Raw genomic sequence first — 17,466 nt, 5'->3', positions numbered from 1 at the left:
TGCCGGCAAAGCCGCCGGTCAAGCCCCGGACCGCCATCGGCTAATCTGGAGCGGTGACCCTGCGCTTTTACGACACTGCATCCGCCGAAGTCCGCGACTTCGTCCCCTTGGTCCCTGGCAACGTGAGCCTGTACTACTGCGGAGCCACCGTCCAGGGCATGCCCCACGTCGGCCACATCCGCTCGGCCATCGCATTCGACCAGCTGACCCGCTGGCTGCAGTACCGCGGCTTCCGCGTGACGGCGGTCCGCAACGTCACCGACATCGACGACAAGATCCTTGCCAAGTCAGCCGCCTCGTTCGGCGCAGACTTTGAAGACGAGCCCGGAGCCCTCCGCAACGAGGAATGGTGGGCCCTGGCCTACCGCTACGAGCAGGAATTCCTCAAGGCCTATGACACCCTGGGTGTCTCCCGACCCACCTATGAGCCCCGCGCCACCGGCCACATCCCGGAAATGCACACCCTCATCCAGCAGCTGATCGACCGCGGCCACGCCTACCCGGCCCTGGGCGACTCCGGCGACGTCTACTTCGATGTACGTTCCTGGTCCAAGTACGGCTCGCTGACGCGGCAGAAGCTCGACGACATGCAGGGCGCCCCTGACGCGGACCCCCGCGGCAAGAAGGACCCCCGCGACTTCGCGCTGTGGAAGGGCTACAAGGACGGGGAGCCGACGACGGCGAGCTGGGCCTCCCCATGGGGCACCGGCCGCCCGGGCTGGCACCTCGAATGCTCGGCGATGGTCACCAAGTACCTCGGCACCGAGTTCGACATCCACGGCGGCGGCCTGGACCTGCGCTTCCCGCACCACGAAAACGAAATGGCGCAGTCACAGGCGGCGGGCCACGGCTTCGCCAGCTTCTGGATGCACAACGGGATGGTCACCTACGCCGGCGAGAAAATGTCCAAGTCCATCGGCAACACCGTGAGCCCGACGGAAATGCTCGAGATCGCCCCGCCGCGCGTTGTCCGGTACTACCTCGGGCAGGCGCAGTACCGCTCGGTCCTGGACTACCAGCCGACGTCCCTGCAGGAAGCGGCCGCCGCCGTCGAGCGGATCGACGGCTTCCTCAGCCGCGCAAGCCGGGTCCTGCCCGACCCGGGACCGGAGGCATCCGCTGGTTCTGTCCCGGAAGCTTTTGGGGTGGCTATGGACGATGACCTCAACGTCCCGCAGGCCCTCGCTGTCCTGCACGACACCGTCCGCGCCGGCAACACGGCTCTCACCGAAGGCGACCTCGACGCCGCGGGCCAGGCGCTGGCCAGCGTCACCGCCATGCTGGACGTCCTCGGCCTCAACGCCACCGCAACGCCTGCGGCCGACGAACAAGCCAACTCCGCCCTTGGTGTCCTGGTCGAGGCTCAGCTGGAGGCGCGCGCCCACGCCCGGGCCGCCAAGGACTGGGCAGCGTCCGACGCGATCCGGGACACCCTGGCGGCTGCCGGCGTCGTCGTCGAGGACGGCCCGGACGGGGCGAGCTGGAGCCTCAAGCGCGGCTGAAGCCCGTTGCCGGCGGCCGGTGAAGTGGGCCGCCGTCGTCCGTTCCGGGCCACCCCGAAATCGTGGATTTTACTCGAGTCAGTAGACTGGAGGTCAGACTTGTCAACGAATCGCGTATTTAAAGGGTGAAACTCATGGCCAACAACGGTCGCCGCTCGGTCAAATTGAAGAAGGGCCCCTCCGTCGGAACCGGCGGTCACGGCCGCAAGGCTCTGGAGGGCAAGGGCCCCACGCCGAAGGCGGAGGACCGCCCCTACCACAAGGCGTTCAAGAACAAGCAGCTCGCCGAACGCTCCGAGGCCAAGCGCGCCAGCGGAAGCCGCACTACCAGCGCCGCCGCCCGCACCGGCCGCTCCGGTCCCGAGGGGCGCGCCACCGAAGAGGTCGTCACCGGGCGCAACTCGGTGGTCGAAGCCCTGCGCGCCGGCATCCCGGCCAAGGCCCTGCACGTCGCCGTCCGCATCGAAATGGACGACCGCGTCAAGGAATCCCTGAAGCTGGCCGCCGAACGCGGCATCCCGCTGATGGAAACCGGCAAGCCCGAGCTCGACCGGATGACCGACGACGCCATCCACCAGGGCCTCGTGCTGCAGATCCCGCCGTACGAATACCAGGACGCGTACGAGCTCGCCGAAGAAACCCTCGCGGCCTGGAAGAAGGGCCACGTAGCCAACGCCCCGCTCTTCGTCGCGCTCGACGGCATCACCGATCCCCGAAACCTTGGCGCGATCATCCGCTCCGTCTCGGCTTTCAGCGGCCACGGCGTCGTCGTCCCGGAGCGCCGCTCCGTGGGCGTCACCGCCTCGGCCTGGAAGACCAGCGCCGGCGCGGCAGTGCGCGTCCCCGTCGCACGCGCGGCCAACTTGAACAACACGCTCAAGGCGTTCAAGAACATGGGGATCTACGTCCTGGGTCTCGACGGCGACGGCGACGTTTCGTTGCCCGAGCTCGCCCTGGCCACCGAACCGGTGTGCATTGTCGTCGGTTCCGAGGGCAAGGGCCTGAGCCGCCTGGTCCGCGAAAACTGCGACCAGATCGTCTCCATCCCGATTGACTCCGCCATGGAATCGCTCAACGCCTCCATGGCCGTCGGCATCTCCCTCTACGAAATCTCCCGCCAGCGCGCCGCTAAGTAGTCCTGCGTTCGGGGCCGGCTTCGCCGTCGCCGGAGTCGGGGGTTGGGTTCCGCGGTCACCTGAGTGGTGACTGGGTTCCGCCGGAACCGTAGTCTTGCCGTCGCCGCAGTCGTGGCTGGGTAGGGCGGAACCGGAGTTTTGCCGTCGCTTAGACACCTCCCTGCACCTCGTGCGGCCGCTAGCGGCCTTACTCGGTTCCGGTCGGCGATGCGCTCCTTAGCAAAACTCCGGTCCCGTCTCTGACGCTCCCTCACCTTGTGCGGGTTGATGGCAAACGGTCCCTCACCTTTCGCGGTAAGCGGCTAAGCGCTCCCTCACTTTATGTGGGGGAGCGCTTCCGTTTAACGTGCGAAACGTGAGGGAGCGTCTCTTTCAAGCAGCCCGGCGGTTGGTGACCCAATATCGAGCGGGCGGCGGTGTCTTGCTAAGGAGCGCATCGCCGACCAGAGCCGGATGAGGCCGCCCAGCGGCCGAAGGAAGCGGCGGGAGGTGTCTAAGCGACGGCAAGGCGCCGTTGCACGCTGGGGTGACCAGAGCAGGGGTGACCACAGCGTGAAGCTTTGGGGAACAGACGGCTTAGAACCTGTGCCGGTTGGCCAGGACCGGGAGTTTGGTGCGGGCTTCCTGGACGGCGTCGGTGTCGAGGTCGGCGAAGAGAAGGGCGGGGGCGCCGTCGAGTTCTTCGAGGACGTCGCCCATGGGGGAGACCACCACGGAATGCCCGACGCCGGTGGGGGCGGAACCCTTGACCGGGTGACCCACGCTGGCGGGGTCGCCCTGGCCGCAGGCGAGGACCAGGGTGGTGGAGTCCAGGGCGCGGGCTCGGGCCAGGAGCTTCCACTGCTCGGCCTTGCCGGGGCCCGAGCCCCAGGAGGCGCACACAATGTTGACGTCGGCGCCGCGGTCCGCGTTTTCCGTGAACAGGTCCGGGAAGCGGACGTCGTAGCACGTGGCGAGGCCGAACGTCACGCCGTCGAGCTCGAAGGTGACGGGGGAGGTGCCGGCGTCGACCGTGTCCGACTCGGCGAAACCGAAAGCATCGAACAGGTGGATCTTGTCGTAGCTGGCCTCGAGGCCGCGGCCGGTGACCAGCAGGGTGTTGCGCACCTTGGCGCCGTTGCCGGCGGTGCCGGGAGTGAACATGCCGGCGACGACCACGATGCCGAGCTCCGCGGCGAGGGCGCGGACGCGGGATGCCCACGGGCCGTCCAGCGGCTCGGCGATATCGAGGAGCGAATTGCCGAAGGCCCGCATGGTGGCTTCCGGGAACACCACCAGGTCCGCGCCGCCGGCCTTGGCCTGGCGCGCATAGGCGTCCACGAGGTCCAGGTTCGCGGCCACGTCACGGCCGGTAATGATTTGGGCTAGTGCAACGCGCACAATTACCTCCAACTCGGCGCTCCATTACAGTATGCAGTGCGGCGGTCCGTACACTGCAAAACGTCATGAAAACGAAAACGGGGGCCATTTGTCTGGCCCGGCTAAGCTTTAAGCAATGGTTATGTCTTACATAGATACCGCTTCCACCGTAGACGCTTCGCGGGCGTTTCCGCTGGGGATCAGCGTTCCACATACCGGGTCGCCGGCAGTGGACGATCCCCGGGGCGCGTTCGCCAACGTGGCCGTCTACGCGCCCGGCGTAACCACGCTGGAGATCGAATATCAGGCGCCCGGGGGAACCTGGCAGGTGAAGACACTGCCCAACGTCACCGACGGCGTCCACCACGGAATTGTTGAGGGCATTCCGGCCGGCTCGCGCTATGGCTTCCGGTCCTCCCCGGAACACGAGGCCCTCCCGCTGTCCATGCCCGCCACGAATTTCGATGCCGTCGGCGAGCAGCCGTTGCTGATGGACCCCTACGGCCGGGCCGTCGACGAACGCGAGGGGCTGATCACCAGCGTCCGGGTCGGCAACGATTTCGACTGGGGTCTGGACCGCAGCCCGCGGGTCCCGTGGCGCAACACGATCGTCTACGAGGCCCACGTCCGGGGCCAGACGAAGCTGCACCCGGACATTCCGGAGGACCTGCAGGGGACGTACGCCGGGATGGCCCACCCGGCCATGATCGAGCACCTGATCTCGCTGGGCGTCACGGCGGTCCAGCTCCTGCCCGTGCATTTCCACGTGGACGAGCCGCACCTGCAACAGCTCGGGCTGACGAACTACTGGGGCTACAACACGGCCGCGTTCTTCGCCCCGCATCCGGGCTACGCCACCGAGGCCGCCCAGGCCGCCGGCGCCCACGCGGTCCAGGACGAGTTCAAGGGCATGGTCAAGCTGCTGCATGCCGCCGGGCTCGAGGTCATCCTCGACGTCGTATACAACCACACCGCCGAGGGCGGCACGGACGGTCCCACCCTGAGCTTCCGCGGCCTGGGCGAGATGCAGTACTACCGCAACGACGGCCACGGCAGGTACGTGGACACGACCGGCTGCGGCAACAGCCTGAACTTCGGCGAACCCCGCGTCGTACAGCTGGTGCTGGATTCCCTGCGCTACTGGGTGAGCGAGTTCCACATCGACGGGTTCCGCTTCGACCTCGCCGTCACGCTGTGCCGTAACAGCGCCAACGAATTCGATCCGCGGCACCCCTTCCTCGTCGCCGTCGGAGCCGATCCGGTCCTGTCCGGCGTCAAGCTGATTTCCGAACCCTGGGACGTGGGCTACGGCGGATGGCAGACCGGCCGGTTTCCCGCCGGGTGGGTGGACTGGAACGATCATTTCCGCGACGCCGTCCGCAGCTTCTGGCTCGCCGACCGCGCCGCGATCGACGGCGGTGGTAGCGGCGGCCCGGTGGCCCGCCTCGCGGACGCCCTCTCTGGTTCCGCCCGGCTGTTCGAGTCCTCGGGCCGGTCCCGGCTTGCCTCGCTGAACCTGATCACGGCCCACGACGGCTTCACCCTGGCCGACCTGACGGCCTACGACCGCAAGCACAACGAGGCCAACGGCGAGCAGAACCGGGACGGCCACGGCGATAACCGCAGCTACAACCACGGCTTCGAGGGCCCCACTGAAGACGGCGAGATCCTCGCCCGGCGCGCCCAAAGCAGGCGGAACCTGATGGCCTGCCTGATGATTTCCCAGGGCGTACCCATGATCACCGCCGGGGACGAGATCTGCCGGACCCAGCAGGGGAACAACAACGCCTACTGCCAGGACAATGCACTGACCTGGATCGACTGGACCAGCACCACGGAATCCCATGCGATGCTGCGCACCACCAAGCGCGTCATCCGGCTGCGCAAGGAGTTTCTGGCCAGCCAGCCGCATGATTACCCGGCGCGTGACAACCAGTCCTACTTCCACTGGTTCGATGTGGACGGCCGGCCCATGTCCGCCGACACGTGGCATGACCCCGGCCACCGGGTGATCCAGCTCCTGCTCGGGTCCGACGACGGGCACGTCGACGGCCTCGTGGTGGTCAACGGCGGCGCCGACGACGTCAAGGTCACCTTGCCACGGCTGAGCAACGAGGACGGCACCGGGCACCGGCTCTTCGAACTCCGCGTGACGACGTCCGAACTCCATGACCGGCGTCAGGGCGCCCGCGTCGCCTCCGGTGAGCGCGACCTCGTCCAGGCCAACACGATCAATATCTACCGCACCTAAACAATTCGAGATTAAGGACCCCATGAAGATTTACTCGGCAGAGACCTGGACCATCGAAGAACTCACGGCGCAAATCGGCGACGCCGGCCGGCGCGCCCTGGTGGTCCCCGCCGCCGACACCAAGCAGGCGGTCCTGGACACGTTCGGCGAGCTCCTGGACGTCCCCGAGGACTACGGCACAGACCTGGATGCCCTGCACGATTCGCTGCACGACGTCGCGGATGCCGTGACGGACGACGGCGAGGCCCCCGTGACGTTCATCTGGCAGGTGCCCGCCGCGCTCCGCGCGGACCGCTCCTTCGGCGTCATCTGCGAAACGCTGCAGGACGCCGAAGGCTACGCCGGCAAGAGCCTGGACGTCATCGCCGTCTGCCTCTAAAGAGAGCTAGCACGCCACGCGGTGACGGTCAGGCCGCGGTGACGGTCAGGCGTTGACGATCAGGCCCAACTCCGCTTTTGAGGCCAGGGCATCGTTCTTGGGGAGCACACGCACGGTGTAGCCGAAGGACCCCGAACGGTCGATCACCAGCGTGCCGCTGAAGAGGTGCCGGCCCTTGCCGAGGTCTTCGGCGGCCTTGAGCTCCGCGACCGTGATGTCCGTCAGCTCGTCGGTGTCCTCGGCCCGGCCGTAGGCCACCTCAACATAGACGTCGTCCGGTGAGAGCTCACGCAGCGCCACGTATGCATTTACCTGCAGCAGATCGCCGATCTGCGGGTCCTCGGAGACCCCCACCGAGTCGACGTGTTCGACCTGGATGTGCGGCCATGCGGCCCGGACCCGTGAGCTCCATGCCGCCAGGGCCTTGGCCTGGGCGTAGTTGTCCGCCACAGCGTGGCGCCCTGCGATCGCGGCGGGCCGGTACAGGACGTTGACGTAGTCCCGGAGCATCCGTTCCGCGGAAACCGCCGGGCCCAGGTGGGACATGGTGTGCTTGATCATCGAAACCCAGTGCGTAGGCACGGCCTGCGGGCCGGGCTGGGACGGTCCGGCAGCGCCCGCGGCGTCGGATACGGTCAGCCCGTAGAACCGCGGCGCCACCTGCGTTTCGAGCAGCTCGTACAGAGCCGCCGCCTCGATGTCGTCGCGTTCCTCCGGGGAGGCGTCGTTGTTGGCGGTCGGGATCGCCCAGCCGTTCTCGCCGTCGTACATCTCATCCCACCAGCCGTCCATGACCGAGAGGTTCAGCGAACCGTTCAGGGCAGCCTTCATGCCGGAGGTACCGCAGGCCTCCAAGGGGCGCAGCGGGTTGTTCAGCCACACATCACAGCCGGGGAACAGGGTCCGGGCCATGGCGATGTCGTAGTTGGGCAGGAACGCGATCCGGTGCCGCACGGCGGGGTCGTCGGTGAACCGGACGAGGTCCTGGATCATCTTCTTGCCGGCATCGTCCGCCGGGTGGGACTTCCCTGCGATGACCAGCTGAATGGGGTGCGTCTTGTGCAGCAGCAGCGCCTTGAGCCGTTCCGGGTCGCGCAGCATCAGGGTCAGCCGCTTGTAGGTCGGCACGCGGCGGGCAAAGCCGATGGTCAGGACGTCCGGGTCCAGGACTGAGTCCGTCCACGCCAGCTCGGCGTCGGCCGCGCCGCGCTTCTTCCACGCGGCCCGGAGCCGGCGCCGGACATCCTCGACCAGGGACACCCGCATCTCGCGCCGCAACGCCCAGAGGTCTTCGTCGGTGACGTTGTAGGCCAGGTCCCACCGGCCCTGCGCCTCCGCCTCGGCACCGAAGTGGTCCCGCGCCAGCGCGGCGATGCGGGGGTCCACCCAAGTGGGGACGTGCACGCCGTTGGTGACGGAGGTGATGGGGATTTCGGAGTGGTCGAAGCCCGGCCAGAGGGCGGAGAACATCCCGCGCGAGACCACGCCGTGCAGTTTGGCCACACCGTTGGCCCGCTGGGCCAGCCGCAGCCCCATCACGGCCATGTTGAACACGAACGGGTTGCCGTCGGCGAAGTCCTCGCGGCCCAGGTCCAGGATCTTGGCCACCGGGACGTCCGGGGCGAGGCCGGCTTCGAAGAAGTGCTGAATCTGGGAGATTTCGAAGCGGTCGATCCCCGCCGGCACCGGCGTGTGGGTGGTGAACACCGTGGACGCCCGCCCGGCGGCCAGGGCCTCCTCCCAGCTCAGCGGCGCCGTGCCGGACATCAATTCCTGGATCCGCTCGACACCGAGGAACCCGGCGTGGCCCTCGTTGGTGTGGAAGACTTCCGGCGCGGGGACACCCGTGAGCCGCTGGAACTCCCGCAGCGCCTTGACCCCGCCCATGCCCAGCAGGAGCTCCTGCTGCAGCCGGTGGTCTCCGCCGCCGCCGTACAGGCGGTCGGTGATGCCGCGGGCAGCCTCGTCGTTGCCCGGAACGTTGGAATCCAGCAGCAGCAGCGGCACACGTCCGACGTCGGCCCGCCACACGTGCGCCAGCAGGCGCCGGCCCTGGGGAAGCGGCAGGGAGATCTGGACCGGTTTGCCGTTGCCGTCCGGGGAGGCCTCGCGCAGGAGCGTCAGGGGCAGCCCGTCGGGGTCGAGGACCGGGTACGTTTCCTGCTGCCAGGCGTCCCGGGAGAGCGACTGCTTAAAGTAGCCGGCCTGGTACAGGAGTCCGACGCCGATCAGCGGCACGCCAAGGTCCGAGGCCGCCTTCAGGTGGTCCCCGGCCAGGATGCCAAGGCCGCCCGAGTACTGGGGCAGGACCTCGGTGATGCCGAACTCCGGCGAGAAATAGGCGATGCATGCCGGCGCGCCGTCGCCCAGGCTCTGGTACCAGCGCGGCTGTTCCAGGTACTGGTCGAGGTCATCGGCCGCGGCGTGGACGCGCCGCACCACGTCCTGGTCCGCGGCGAGGCGCTGCAGCTCTTCCCGGCTGACCAGGCCCAGGAAAGTCACGGGGTCGTGGGCGCTCTCCGCCCAGACCCCGGGGTTGAGCCCCTCGAAAAGCTCCCGGGTGGGCGGATGCCAGGACCACCGGAGATTGGTGGCGAGCCGGGCCAGCGGCCGGATCGACTCCGGGAGTACGGTTCGGACGGTAAATCTGCGGATTGCCTTCACCAGCGAAACACTAACGGACAAGTCGTTGCCCCGGAACTGCTTTAAGATTCTTTCCCGTAAATGACGGATATCACTCCGACCAGAACCAGAAACCTCCGGAAAACGTTCGAGGCCTTAGCATTCTGGCCGTTTTGTAGATAACGTCGAGGCTGTGACGAATAACTCGCGAACCAGCGCCGTGTCCAAGCAAAAGCCCAAGGCCCTGATCACGGATGGCCTTCGATTTGGCCGCTTTCCGATCACCGCCGTGCAGCCTTCGGTGGAGGGCGGAAAGTTTCCCGCCAAAGCGGTCGAGGGCCAAACCATTGTCGTGGGAGCCACCGCGTTCCGGGAGGGACACGACCAGCTCGGGGTCAGCGCCGTCCTGCTCGACCCACGCGGCAAAGAGCGGCAGCGGGTCCGCCTCGCCCCGCCGAGCGGACCCCGGGGAATGGGCACGGACCGCTGGGAAGGCCTCCTGACCCCGCCCGCCACTGGCAACTGGTCCTTCGTCATCGAGGCCTGGCACGACCGCTACGGCACCTGGCACCACAACGCCGAGGTCAAGGTGGAGGCCGGCATCGACGTCGAGCTCATGCTGTCCGAAGGTGCCGCCCTGCTGGCTGAAGCCTCCGAAGACGCCTCCCGCCCCTCTGGTGACCGCAGAACACTGCGGATGGCCGTCGTCGTCCTCTCAGATACGTCCCGGACACCCGAGGAACGCCTCGCCGCCGGCTTCGGCGCCGACGTCGCCGCCGTCGTCGAACGCCAGCCCATCCGCGAACTTGTGACGGTTTCCGAGCCCTACCCGCTGCTGGTGGAGCGAACGCTTGCCGGAGCCGGCGCCTGGTACGAATTCTTCCCCCGCTCCGAAGGTGCCGTGCGCAACCACGACACGGGGGAATGGACCTCCGGCAACTTCCGCACCGCCGCGCAGCGCCTCGACGCCGTCGCCGCCATGGGCTTTGACATCATCTACATGCCGCCGATCCACCCGATCGGCGGCCAGCACCGCAAGGGGCCGAACAACACCCTGATCGCCGGACCGCACGATCCCGGTTCGCCGTGGGCCATCGGATCCCACGAGGGCGGCCACGACGCCATCCACCCGGATCTGGGCACCTTCGAGGACTTCGACGCCTTCGTGGCACGGGCCGGTGAGCTGGGACTCGAGGTGGCCCTGGACCTGGCCCTGCAGGCCGCGCCCGACCACCCGTGGGTGCGAAGCCACCCGGAATGGTTCACCACGCGCGTCGACGGCACTATTGCCTACGCGGAGAATCCGCCAAAGAAATACCAGGACATTTTCCCGCTGAATTTCGACAACGACCCCGCGGGGCTGTCCAACGAAATTCTAAGGATTGTGATGCTCTGGGTCAGCCACGGCGTCAAAGTGTTCCGGGTGGACAATCCGCACACCAAACCCGTCTGGTTCTGGGAATGGCTGATCGTCAAGGTCAATAAGAAGCACCCCGACGTCGTCTTCCTCGCCGAGGCGTTCACCCGCCCGGCCATGATGCACGCTCTTGGCCGGGCAGGCTTCCAGCAGTCCTACACCTACTTCACCTGGCGGAACACCAAGGAAGAACTGGAGACGTACTTCCAGGAGGTCAGCCACGAGTCGGCGGCATACTTCCGGCCGAACTTCTTCGTCAACACCCCGGACATCCTCACCGAATACCTGCAGTTCGGCGGCCCGGCGGCCTTCAAGATCCGTGCCGCCCTGGCCGCGACCGCAAGCCCCATCTGGGGCGTGTACGCCGGCTTTGAGCTCTACGAACACGTGGCGCGCCCGGGCGCCGAGGAGTACATCGACAACGAGAAGTTTGAGTACAAGGCCCGCGACTGGGACGCGGCGGCAGAATCGGGGCGCACCCTGGCCCCGTACCTGACCCGGCTCAACGGGATCCGGCGCGCGCACCCGGCCCTGGGGGATTTGCAGAACCTGACGGTGCACCAGAGCTCGGACAGCTCCACCGTGGTGTTCTCCAAGCACAAGACCCTCGCGGACGGGACCAAGGACACCCTGATCATCGTCGTCAACGTGGACCCGCACGGCACCCGGGAGAGCACGGTGTCCCTGGACCTGCCGGCGCTGGAACTGGACCCGGAGAACTTCACGCACAACGGCCGTTTCATGGTTGATGACCTGCTGACCGGCGAGAGTTGGGAATGGGGGGAGTACAACTACGTCCGCCTGGACCCGCACGTCGAGCCCGTTCACATTCTTAGCATCCGGAGGTAGTGCCAGTGAGTTTTAGCCCGCAGAACCCGAGCCAGCACTTCAGCCCGAGGGGGAGCTTTGAATTGAATGCCCCGGGCCTACAGCACGATCCCCTCTGGTACCGCAAGGCGGTCTTCTACGAGGTGCTCGTCCGGGGCTTCGCCGACGGCAACGGAGACGGCTCGGGCGACTTCCACGGCCTGATCGAGAAACTGGACTACCTGCAGTGGCTGGGGGTGGACTGCCTGTGGCTCCCGCCCTTCTTCCAGTCACCGCTGCGCGACGGCGGCTACGACATCTCGGACTACAACTCCGTGCTGGACGAGTTCGGCACCATCAGCGACTTCAAACGGCTCGTGGCCGAGGCCCATGCCCGCGGCGTCCGGGTGATCATCGACCTTCCGCTGAACCACACCTCCGACCAGCATCCGTGGTTCCAGGAGTCACGCAAGGACCCGGATGGTCCCTTCGGCGACTTCTACGTGTGGAGCGACACGGACGAGAAGTACGAAGACGCCCGCATCATCTTCGTGGACACGGAGGAATCCAACTGGACCTTCGACCCCATCCGCCGGCAGTTCTTCTGGCACCGGTTCTTCAGCCACCAGCCCGACCTGAACTTCGAGAACCCCAAGGTCATTGACGCGCTCTTCGACGTCGTGCGGTTCTGGCTGGACCAGGGCATCGACGGCTTCCGGGCCGACGCCATCCCGTACCTGTTCGAGGAGGAGGGCACCAACTGCGAGAACCTGCCGCAGACCCACGAATTCCTCCGCCAGCTGCGCCGGATGGTCGATGAAAGCTACCCGGGCCGCGTGATCATTGCCGAGGCCAACCAGCCGCCCGCCGAAGTGGTGGAGTACTTCGGCACCGAAGAGGAACCGGAATGTCACATGGCGTTCCACTTCCCGATCATGCCGCGGCTGTACTACGCACTGCGGGACCAGAAGGCGTCCCCCATCATCGAGACGATGAAGGACACGCCGGACATTCCCGAAGGCGCCCAGTGGGGCACGTTCCTGCGCAACCACGACGAACTGACGCTGGAAATGGTCACCTCCGACGAACGCGCCGCGATGCTCGGCTGGTACGCGCCGGATCCGCGCATGCGCGCCAACATCGGCATCCGGCGCCGGCTGGCCCCGCTGCTGGATAACTCCCGCTCCGAGATCGAGCTCATCAACGCCCTGCTGCTGTCCCTGCCGGGCAGCCCGTTCCTGTACTACGGGGACGAGATCGGCATGGGGGACAACATCTGGCTCGAGGACCGCGACGCGGTCCGCACCCCGATGCAGTGGAACCCGGACCGGAACGCCGGGTTCTCCAGCGCCGACCCGGGCAAGCTGTACCTGCCGGTGATCCAGTCACTGGTCTACAACTACAGCATGGCGAACGTGGAGGCCGAGGCCGCACATTCGGGGTCCCTGCTGCGCTGGACCCGCCAGATCCTAAGCGTCCGCAAGAACCACCCCGCCTTCGGGCTCGGCGGATTCAAGCATGTGGAGGCTGACCACGACGTCGTCCTCGCTTACCTGCGTGAGCTCCCGGAAGGCAACGCCGCCGGTGAGGACGCCGAGACCATCCTGTGCGCCTTCAACCTCTCACAGCACCCCGTGGCTGCCACGTTGCGGGTGCCGAACTTCGCCGGCCGCGGCCTCCGGGACGTCTTCGGCGGCCAGGCCTTCCCGGCCATCGGCGATGACGGAACGCTGACGCTGACCTTGGGCAGCCACGATTTCTTCTGGTTGCGGATCCGTTCCGCCGCCTCCAACCCGGCATCCCCGTTCACACAGGCGATGCCCGTCCTGTCCATCGAGGGTTGAGATGACGCGACCAGCCCTTACCCCGGCCTTGAGCGGACTGCTTGGCGCCTGGCTCCCGCGCCAGCGATGGTTCCCTGTCAAGACCGCCGAGTTCACCTTCGAACCGGCGGGCGGCCTGCGCCTTGAGACCGCCGCCGGCGGGGCCACGTTCGAGGTGTTGCTGGTCGCGGTGTCCTACCCCACGCCCGGCGGCAGCCGCACCGACGTCGTCCAGGTGCCGCTCAGTTTCCGGCCAGAACCCCTGCCGGGGGCAGAACGCGCGCTGATCGGCGAACTTCCCGGCACCCGCGCTGATGCCGCCCACCAGTGGGTGTACGACGGCGTCCACGACGCCTCCTTCGTCGCCGCCTGGCTGGAGCTCATGCGGCACGGCGCAACGACGCCGTCGGGCAACGCCACCGGCCACCTGGTGGAGTCCGGCTACCGCCTGCCGTTCGCAACAGGCAAGGTCAAGGTCCTCTCGGGCGAGCAATCGAACAGCTCGGTGATCGTCGACGACGAGGACGGCGGCACAGTCGCCATCGTGAAGTTCTTCCGGGTGCTGTCCGAAGGCCAGAATCCCGAGGTTGAAATCGGTGCGGCGCTGACTGCGGGACACACCGCGGAGGTCCCGGCAACCCTTGGCTGGGTGGCCGGCGAGTGGGAGGTGCCGGCGGCCGCAGCAGGGCCGGAGCCATCAGATGCCCGCCGTCCCGCCACTGTCCGTCCCGCCTCCGGCGAACTCGCTGTGGCGCACGAATTCCTCGCCGGCGGACTCGATGCGTGGCGGCTCGCCGTGGACGCGGCCAGCCGGGGGATCGGGTTCGCTGCAGAAGCCCACGCGCTGGGCGCGGCCACGGCCACCGTGCACCGCCGGCTCGCCGAGGCCCTGGGCACAGCCGCCGAATCCGCGCCGGGGCAGGACATCGCGCCGGGAGTAGCCGAGCGCGTCCGTCAGTCCTGGGCCCAGGCCGGCCAGGCCGTCGGGCCTTACGAAGAAGCGCTGAACGGTCTCCTCGGCCGGCTCGAGGGCACCAGCGCAGGCCCGCTCCAGCGTATCCATGGCGACCTCCACCTCGGGCAGATCCTGCAGGTGCCCGGCAGCATGGTCCCGGGCGAGCCGGGGGGCCCCCCGCGCTGGGCCATCCTCGACTTCGAGGGCGAGCCCCTGCGCCCCATCTCCGAGCGCAACTTCCCGGACGTCGCCCTTCGCGACGTCGTCGGCATGCTGCGGTCCTTCGACTACGCCGCCGGAGCCGCGGTCCGCGAAAACCCCGGAGCCGTGGTGCCCGGGACCTGGGTGGATGACTGCGCTGAGGCCTTCCTGGCCGGCTACGCCGACGTCATTCCCGGCAGCATCGACCGCGACTCGCCGCTCTTTGTGGCGCTGTGGCTCGACAAAGCCCTCTACGAAGTCATCTACGAACTAAGGAACAGGCCGGACTGGCTCTCCATCCCGGTGAACGCATCGCGTCGTCTCCTCGGCAGTACAGGTTCCGGCGTCGCCGCCGAAGCCGCAGCGGAAGGTATAAAAATGACAGGATCAGCACGTATCGATCGGCCCGGCACACCACTGCCCGTGGATGGCGAGACCCTTGCAAGGGTCTCCAGCGGCGAACACCACGCGCCCCACTCGGTCCTCGGCGCCCATCTCGATGACCACGGCCATGTCACCATCCGGACGGTCAAGCACCTGGCGGAAGCGGTCTCGGTCGTGACGTCGGCAGGTTCGACGCCCATGACGCACGAATCGAGCGGCGTATGGGTGGCCGTGATGGAGCCGCTCGAGCGCGGCCATGTGCCGGATTACCGGCTCGAGGTGACCTACAAGGACCACGAGCCCCAGGTCATGGACGACCCCTACCGCTACCTGCCAACCGTCGGCGAAGTAGACCTGCACCTGATCGGGGAGGGCCGGCACGAGCGTCTGTGGGATGTCCTCGGCGCGCACGTGCAGCACTACAAGTCCTCGCTTGGCGACGTCGACGGCGTGTCCTTCGCCGTCTGGGCCCCGAACGCCCAGGCAGTGCGCGTCAAGGGCGACTTCAACGGCTGGGACGGCCGCGAACACTCCATGCGCTCCCTCGGTTCCACCGGTGTGTGGGAAGTCTTCATTCCCGGGGTTGTAGCAGGGGCGTGCTACAAATTTGAACTCAGGACCCGGCACGGATACTGGGTGGAAAAAGCGGACCCGCTGGCCTTCGGCACCGAAGTCCCGCCGCTGACGGCATCCCGGGTGGTGGAGCCCTCTTACGTCTTCAAGGATGCCGAGTGGATGCAGGCCCGCGCCGCCCGCGATCCGCACAACTCGGCCATGAGCGTCTACGAGGTCCACCTCGGTTCTTGGAAGGTGGGGCTGGGCTACCGCGAACTGGCCAAGGAGCTCGTGGAATACGTCAAATGGCTCGGCTTCACCCACGTGGAGTTCATGCCTGTGGCCGAGCACCCCTTCGGCGGCTCGTGGGGCTACCAGGTCACCTCGTACTTCGCGCCGACCTCGCGCTTCGGGCACCCGGACGAATTCCGCCACCTCGTTGACGAACTCCACCAAGCCGGCATCGGCGTCCTCCTCGACTGGGTCCCGGCGCACTTTCCCAAGGACGAGTGGGCCCTGGCCCGGTTCGATGGCGAAGCACTGTACGAGCACGCCGATCCGAACCTGGGCGAACACCCGGACTGGGGAACGCTGATCTTCGACTTCGGCCGCAGGGAGGTGCGTAACTTCCTGGTGGCCAACGCCCTGTACTGGCTCGATGAGTTCCACATCGACGGGCTCCGCGTGGACGCCGTCGCCTCCATGCTCTACCTCGACTACTCCCGCGAAGAGGGTCAGTGGCAGCCAAACCGTTTTGGCGGCCGCGAAAACCTGGAAGCGATCTCATTCCTCCAGGAGGTCAACGCCACGGTCTACAAAACCCACCCCGGCGCGGTCATGATTGCCGAAGAATCCACCGCATTCCCGGGCGTCACGGCGCCCACGAGCGGCGGCGGCCTGGGCTTCGGCCTCAAATGGAACATGGGCTGGATGCACGACTCGCTCAAATACATGGCCGAGGACCCGTACAACCGCCGGTGGCACCACGGCACCATCACGTTCTCGATGGTCTACGCCTTCACGGAAAACTTCCTGCTGCCCATCAGCCACGATGAAGTTGTGCACGGCAAGGGCTCCATGCTGCGCAAAATGCCCGGTGACCGGTGGCAGCAGTTGGCAAACCTGCGCGCATTCCTGGGATATCAGTGGGCCCACCCGGGCAAGCAGCTGATCTTCATGGGCACCGAATTCGGCCAGGAAGCGGAGTGGTCGGAGCAGTACGGCCTGGACTGGTGGCTCGCGGACATCCCGGCACACAACGGCATGCAGCTCCTGACCAAGGACCTCAACGAGCTCTACCGTTCCACGCCGGCACTGTACGAGCGGGACAACCAGCCCGAAGGGTTCCAGTGGATCAATGGGGGAGACTCGGACCGCAATGTGCTGACGTTCATCCGCCGTGACGCCGACGGCAACCCGCTGGTCTGCGCCGTGAACTTCTCCGGCGGCCCGCACACGGACTACCTCCTCGGCGTCCCGGCCGCCGGCGAGTGGCAGGAAGTGCTCAACACCGACGCCGCCAGCTATGGCGGTTCCGGGGTGGAGAACACCGGAACCCTGACCGCGACGAAGGACGGCCTGGACGGACAGCCGGCCATGCTCACCGTCACCCTGCCTCCGCTAGGGGCGGCGTACTTCAAGCCGCTGGGCTAGGCGCAGCGCCCGGACAGCAGACCTGGCGCGCGTAGGGAAGTGTTTGCGAGAGGCCCGGAATCCCCGTGATTCCGGGCTTTTCTGCACCGTCTTCGGTGCCGCTTTGTCAGCCGGCCCAAGTGGTGGTAGAGTTTATTTCCGCGCTGCTCCCCAGAGTTGAACGGCCACCAAGACCCAGAAGCCTATGGCAAGAATGAGTCTGGATCGCCGATTTGACTAGGGTGAAGCGGCCGGGTAAGTTTGAAAAGTTGCTCCGGAGCGATCCTTGACTGWTTGTTGGTTGTGGTGGTGCCGGGTGTGTCTGTTGTTTGAGAACTCAATAGTGTGCCAAGTTTGTTGATACCAATTTATTGTATTGAATTGGTTGAATTTGCCGGGCCCGCCACCCCGTGGTGTGGTCTGGTGTTATTTGGCTGGTTTCA

The 17,466-nt window shown here is 66.9% G+C and carries 9 protein-coding genes; 7 read left to right on the top strand and 2 right to left on the bottom strand.

Translation table 11 applies throughout. The features are described 5' to 3' along the window. Positions 1–53 precede the first annotated feature (53 nt). Entirely contained in the window at positions 54–1,502 is a 1,449-nt protein-coding gene (gene cysS / locus AC1DN2_RS12640; protein ID WP_476850588.1) for a cysteine--tRNA ligase, read from the top strand. A gap of 134 nt (positions 1,503–1,636) precedes the next feature. After that, positions 1,637–2,638 (top strand): 23S rRNA (guanosine(2251)-2'-O)-methyltransferase RlmB, encoded by a 1,002-nt coding sequence (rlmB, locus tag AC1DN2_RS12635; protein WP_476850587.1) that lies wholly within the window; start codon positions 1,637–1,639, stop codon positions 2,636–2,638. 576 nt (positions 2,639–3,214) lie between these two features. On the opposite strand, the gene AC1DN2_RS12630 is transcribed toward rlmB, so the two are convergent. Next, on the bottom strand, positions 3,215–4,018 hold the full coding sequence (locus tag AC1DN2_RS12630; protein WP_476850586.1) for a carbon-nitrogen hydrolase family protein: 804 nt from the start codon (positions 4,016–4,018) through the stop codon (positions 3,215–3,217). 115 nt (positions 4,019–4,133) lie between these two features. Here AC1DN2_RS12630 and glgX point away from each other — a divergent pair, with 115 nt between their 5' ends. Then, a complete protein-coding gene (gene glgX / locus AC1DN2_RS12625) occupies positions 4,134–6,248 on the top strand; it encodes a glycogen debranching protein GlgX (RefSeq protein WP_476850585.1) in 2,115 nt (704 codons plus the stop codon). Positions 6,249–6,270: 22 nt separating this feature from the next. After that, a complete protein-coding gene (locus AC1DN2_RS12620) occupies positions 6,271–6,627 on the top strand; it encodes a barstar family protein (protein ID WP_079552073.1) in 357 nt (118 codons plus the stop codon). Between the two features lie 45 nt (positions 6,628–6,672). Here the strand turns inward: AC1DN2_RS12620 and glgP are convergent, their stop codons facing one another. Further along, positions 6,673–9,291, bottom strand: coding sequence for an alpha-glucan family phosphorylase (gene glgP / locus AC1DN2_RS12615; protein WP_476850584.1), 2,619 nt, complete (start codon positions 9,289–9,291; stop codon positions 6,673–6,675). Between the two features lie 151 nt (positions 9,292–9,442). On the opposite strand from glgP, the gene AC1DN2_RS12610 reads away from it, so the two are divergent. The 3 genes from AC1DN2_RS12610 to AC1DN2_RS12600 are packed head-to-tail and all read left to right on the top strand — an operon-like array spanning position 9,443 to position 17,044. Continuing rightward, a complete protein-coding gene (locus tag AC1DN2_RS12610) occupies positions 9,443–11,515 on the top strand; it encodes an alpha-1,4-glucan--maltose-1-phosphate maltosyltransferase (protein WP_476850583.1) in 2,073 nt (690 codons plus the stop codon). 5 nt (positions 11,516–11,520) lie between these two features. Continuing rightward, on the top strand, positions 11,521–13,317 hold the full coding sequence (gene treS, locus AC1DN2_RS12605; protein ID WP_018774200.1) for a maltose alpha-D-glucosyltransferase: 1,797 nt from the start codon (positions 11,521–11,523) through the stop codon (positions 13,315–13,317). 1 nt (position 13,318) lies between these two features. Continuing rightward, positions 13,319–17,044: a 1,4-alpha-glucan branching enzyme gene (locus AC1DN2_RS12600; RefSeq protein ID WP_476850582.1), complete on the top strand. Its 3,726-nt coding sequence runs from the start codon at positions 13,319–13,321 to the stop codon at positions 17,042–17,044. Positions 17,045–17,466: the final 422 nt, after the last annotated feature.

This window comes from Arthrobacter sp. 01L42 (assembly GCF_056400005.1).
The sequence above is the reverse complement of the archived record's forward strand: the minus strand, read 5'-3'. Positions and strand labels throughout refer to the sequence as shown.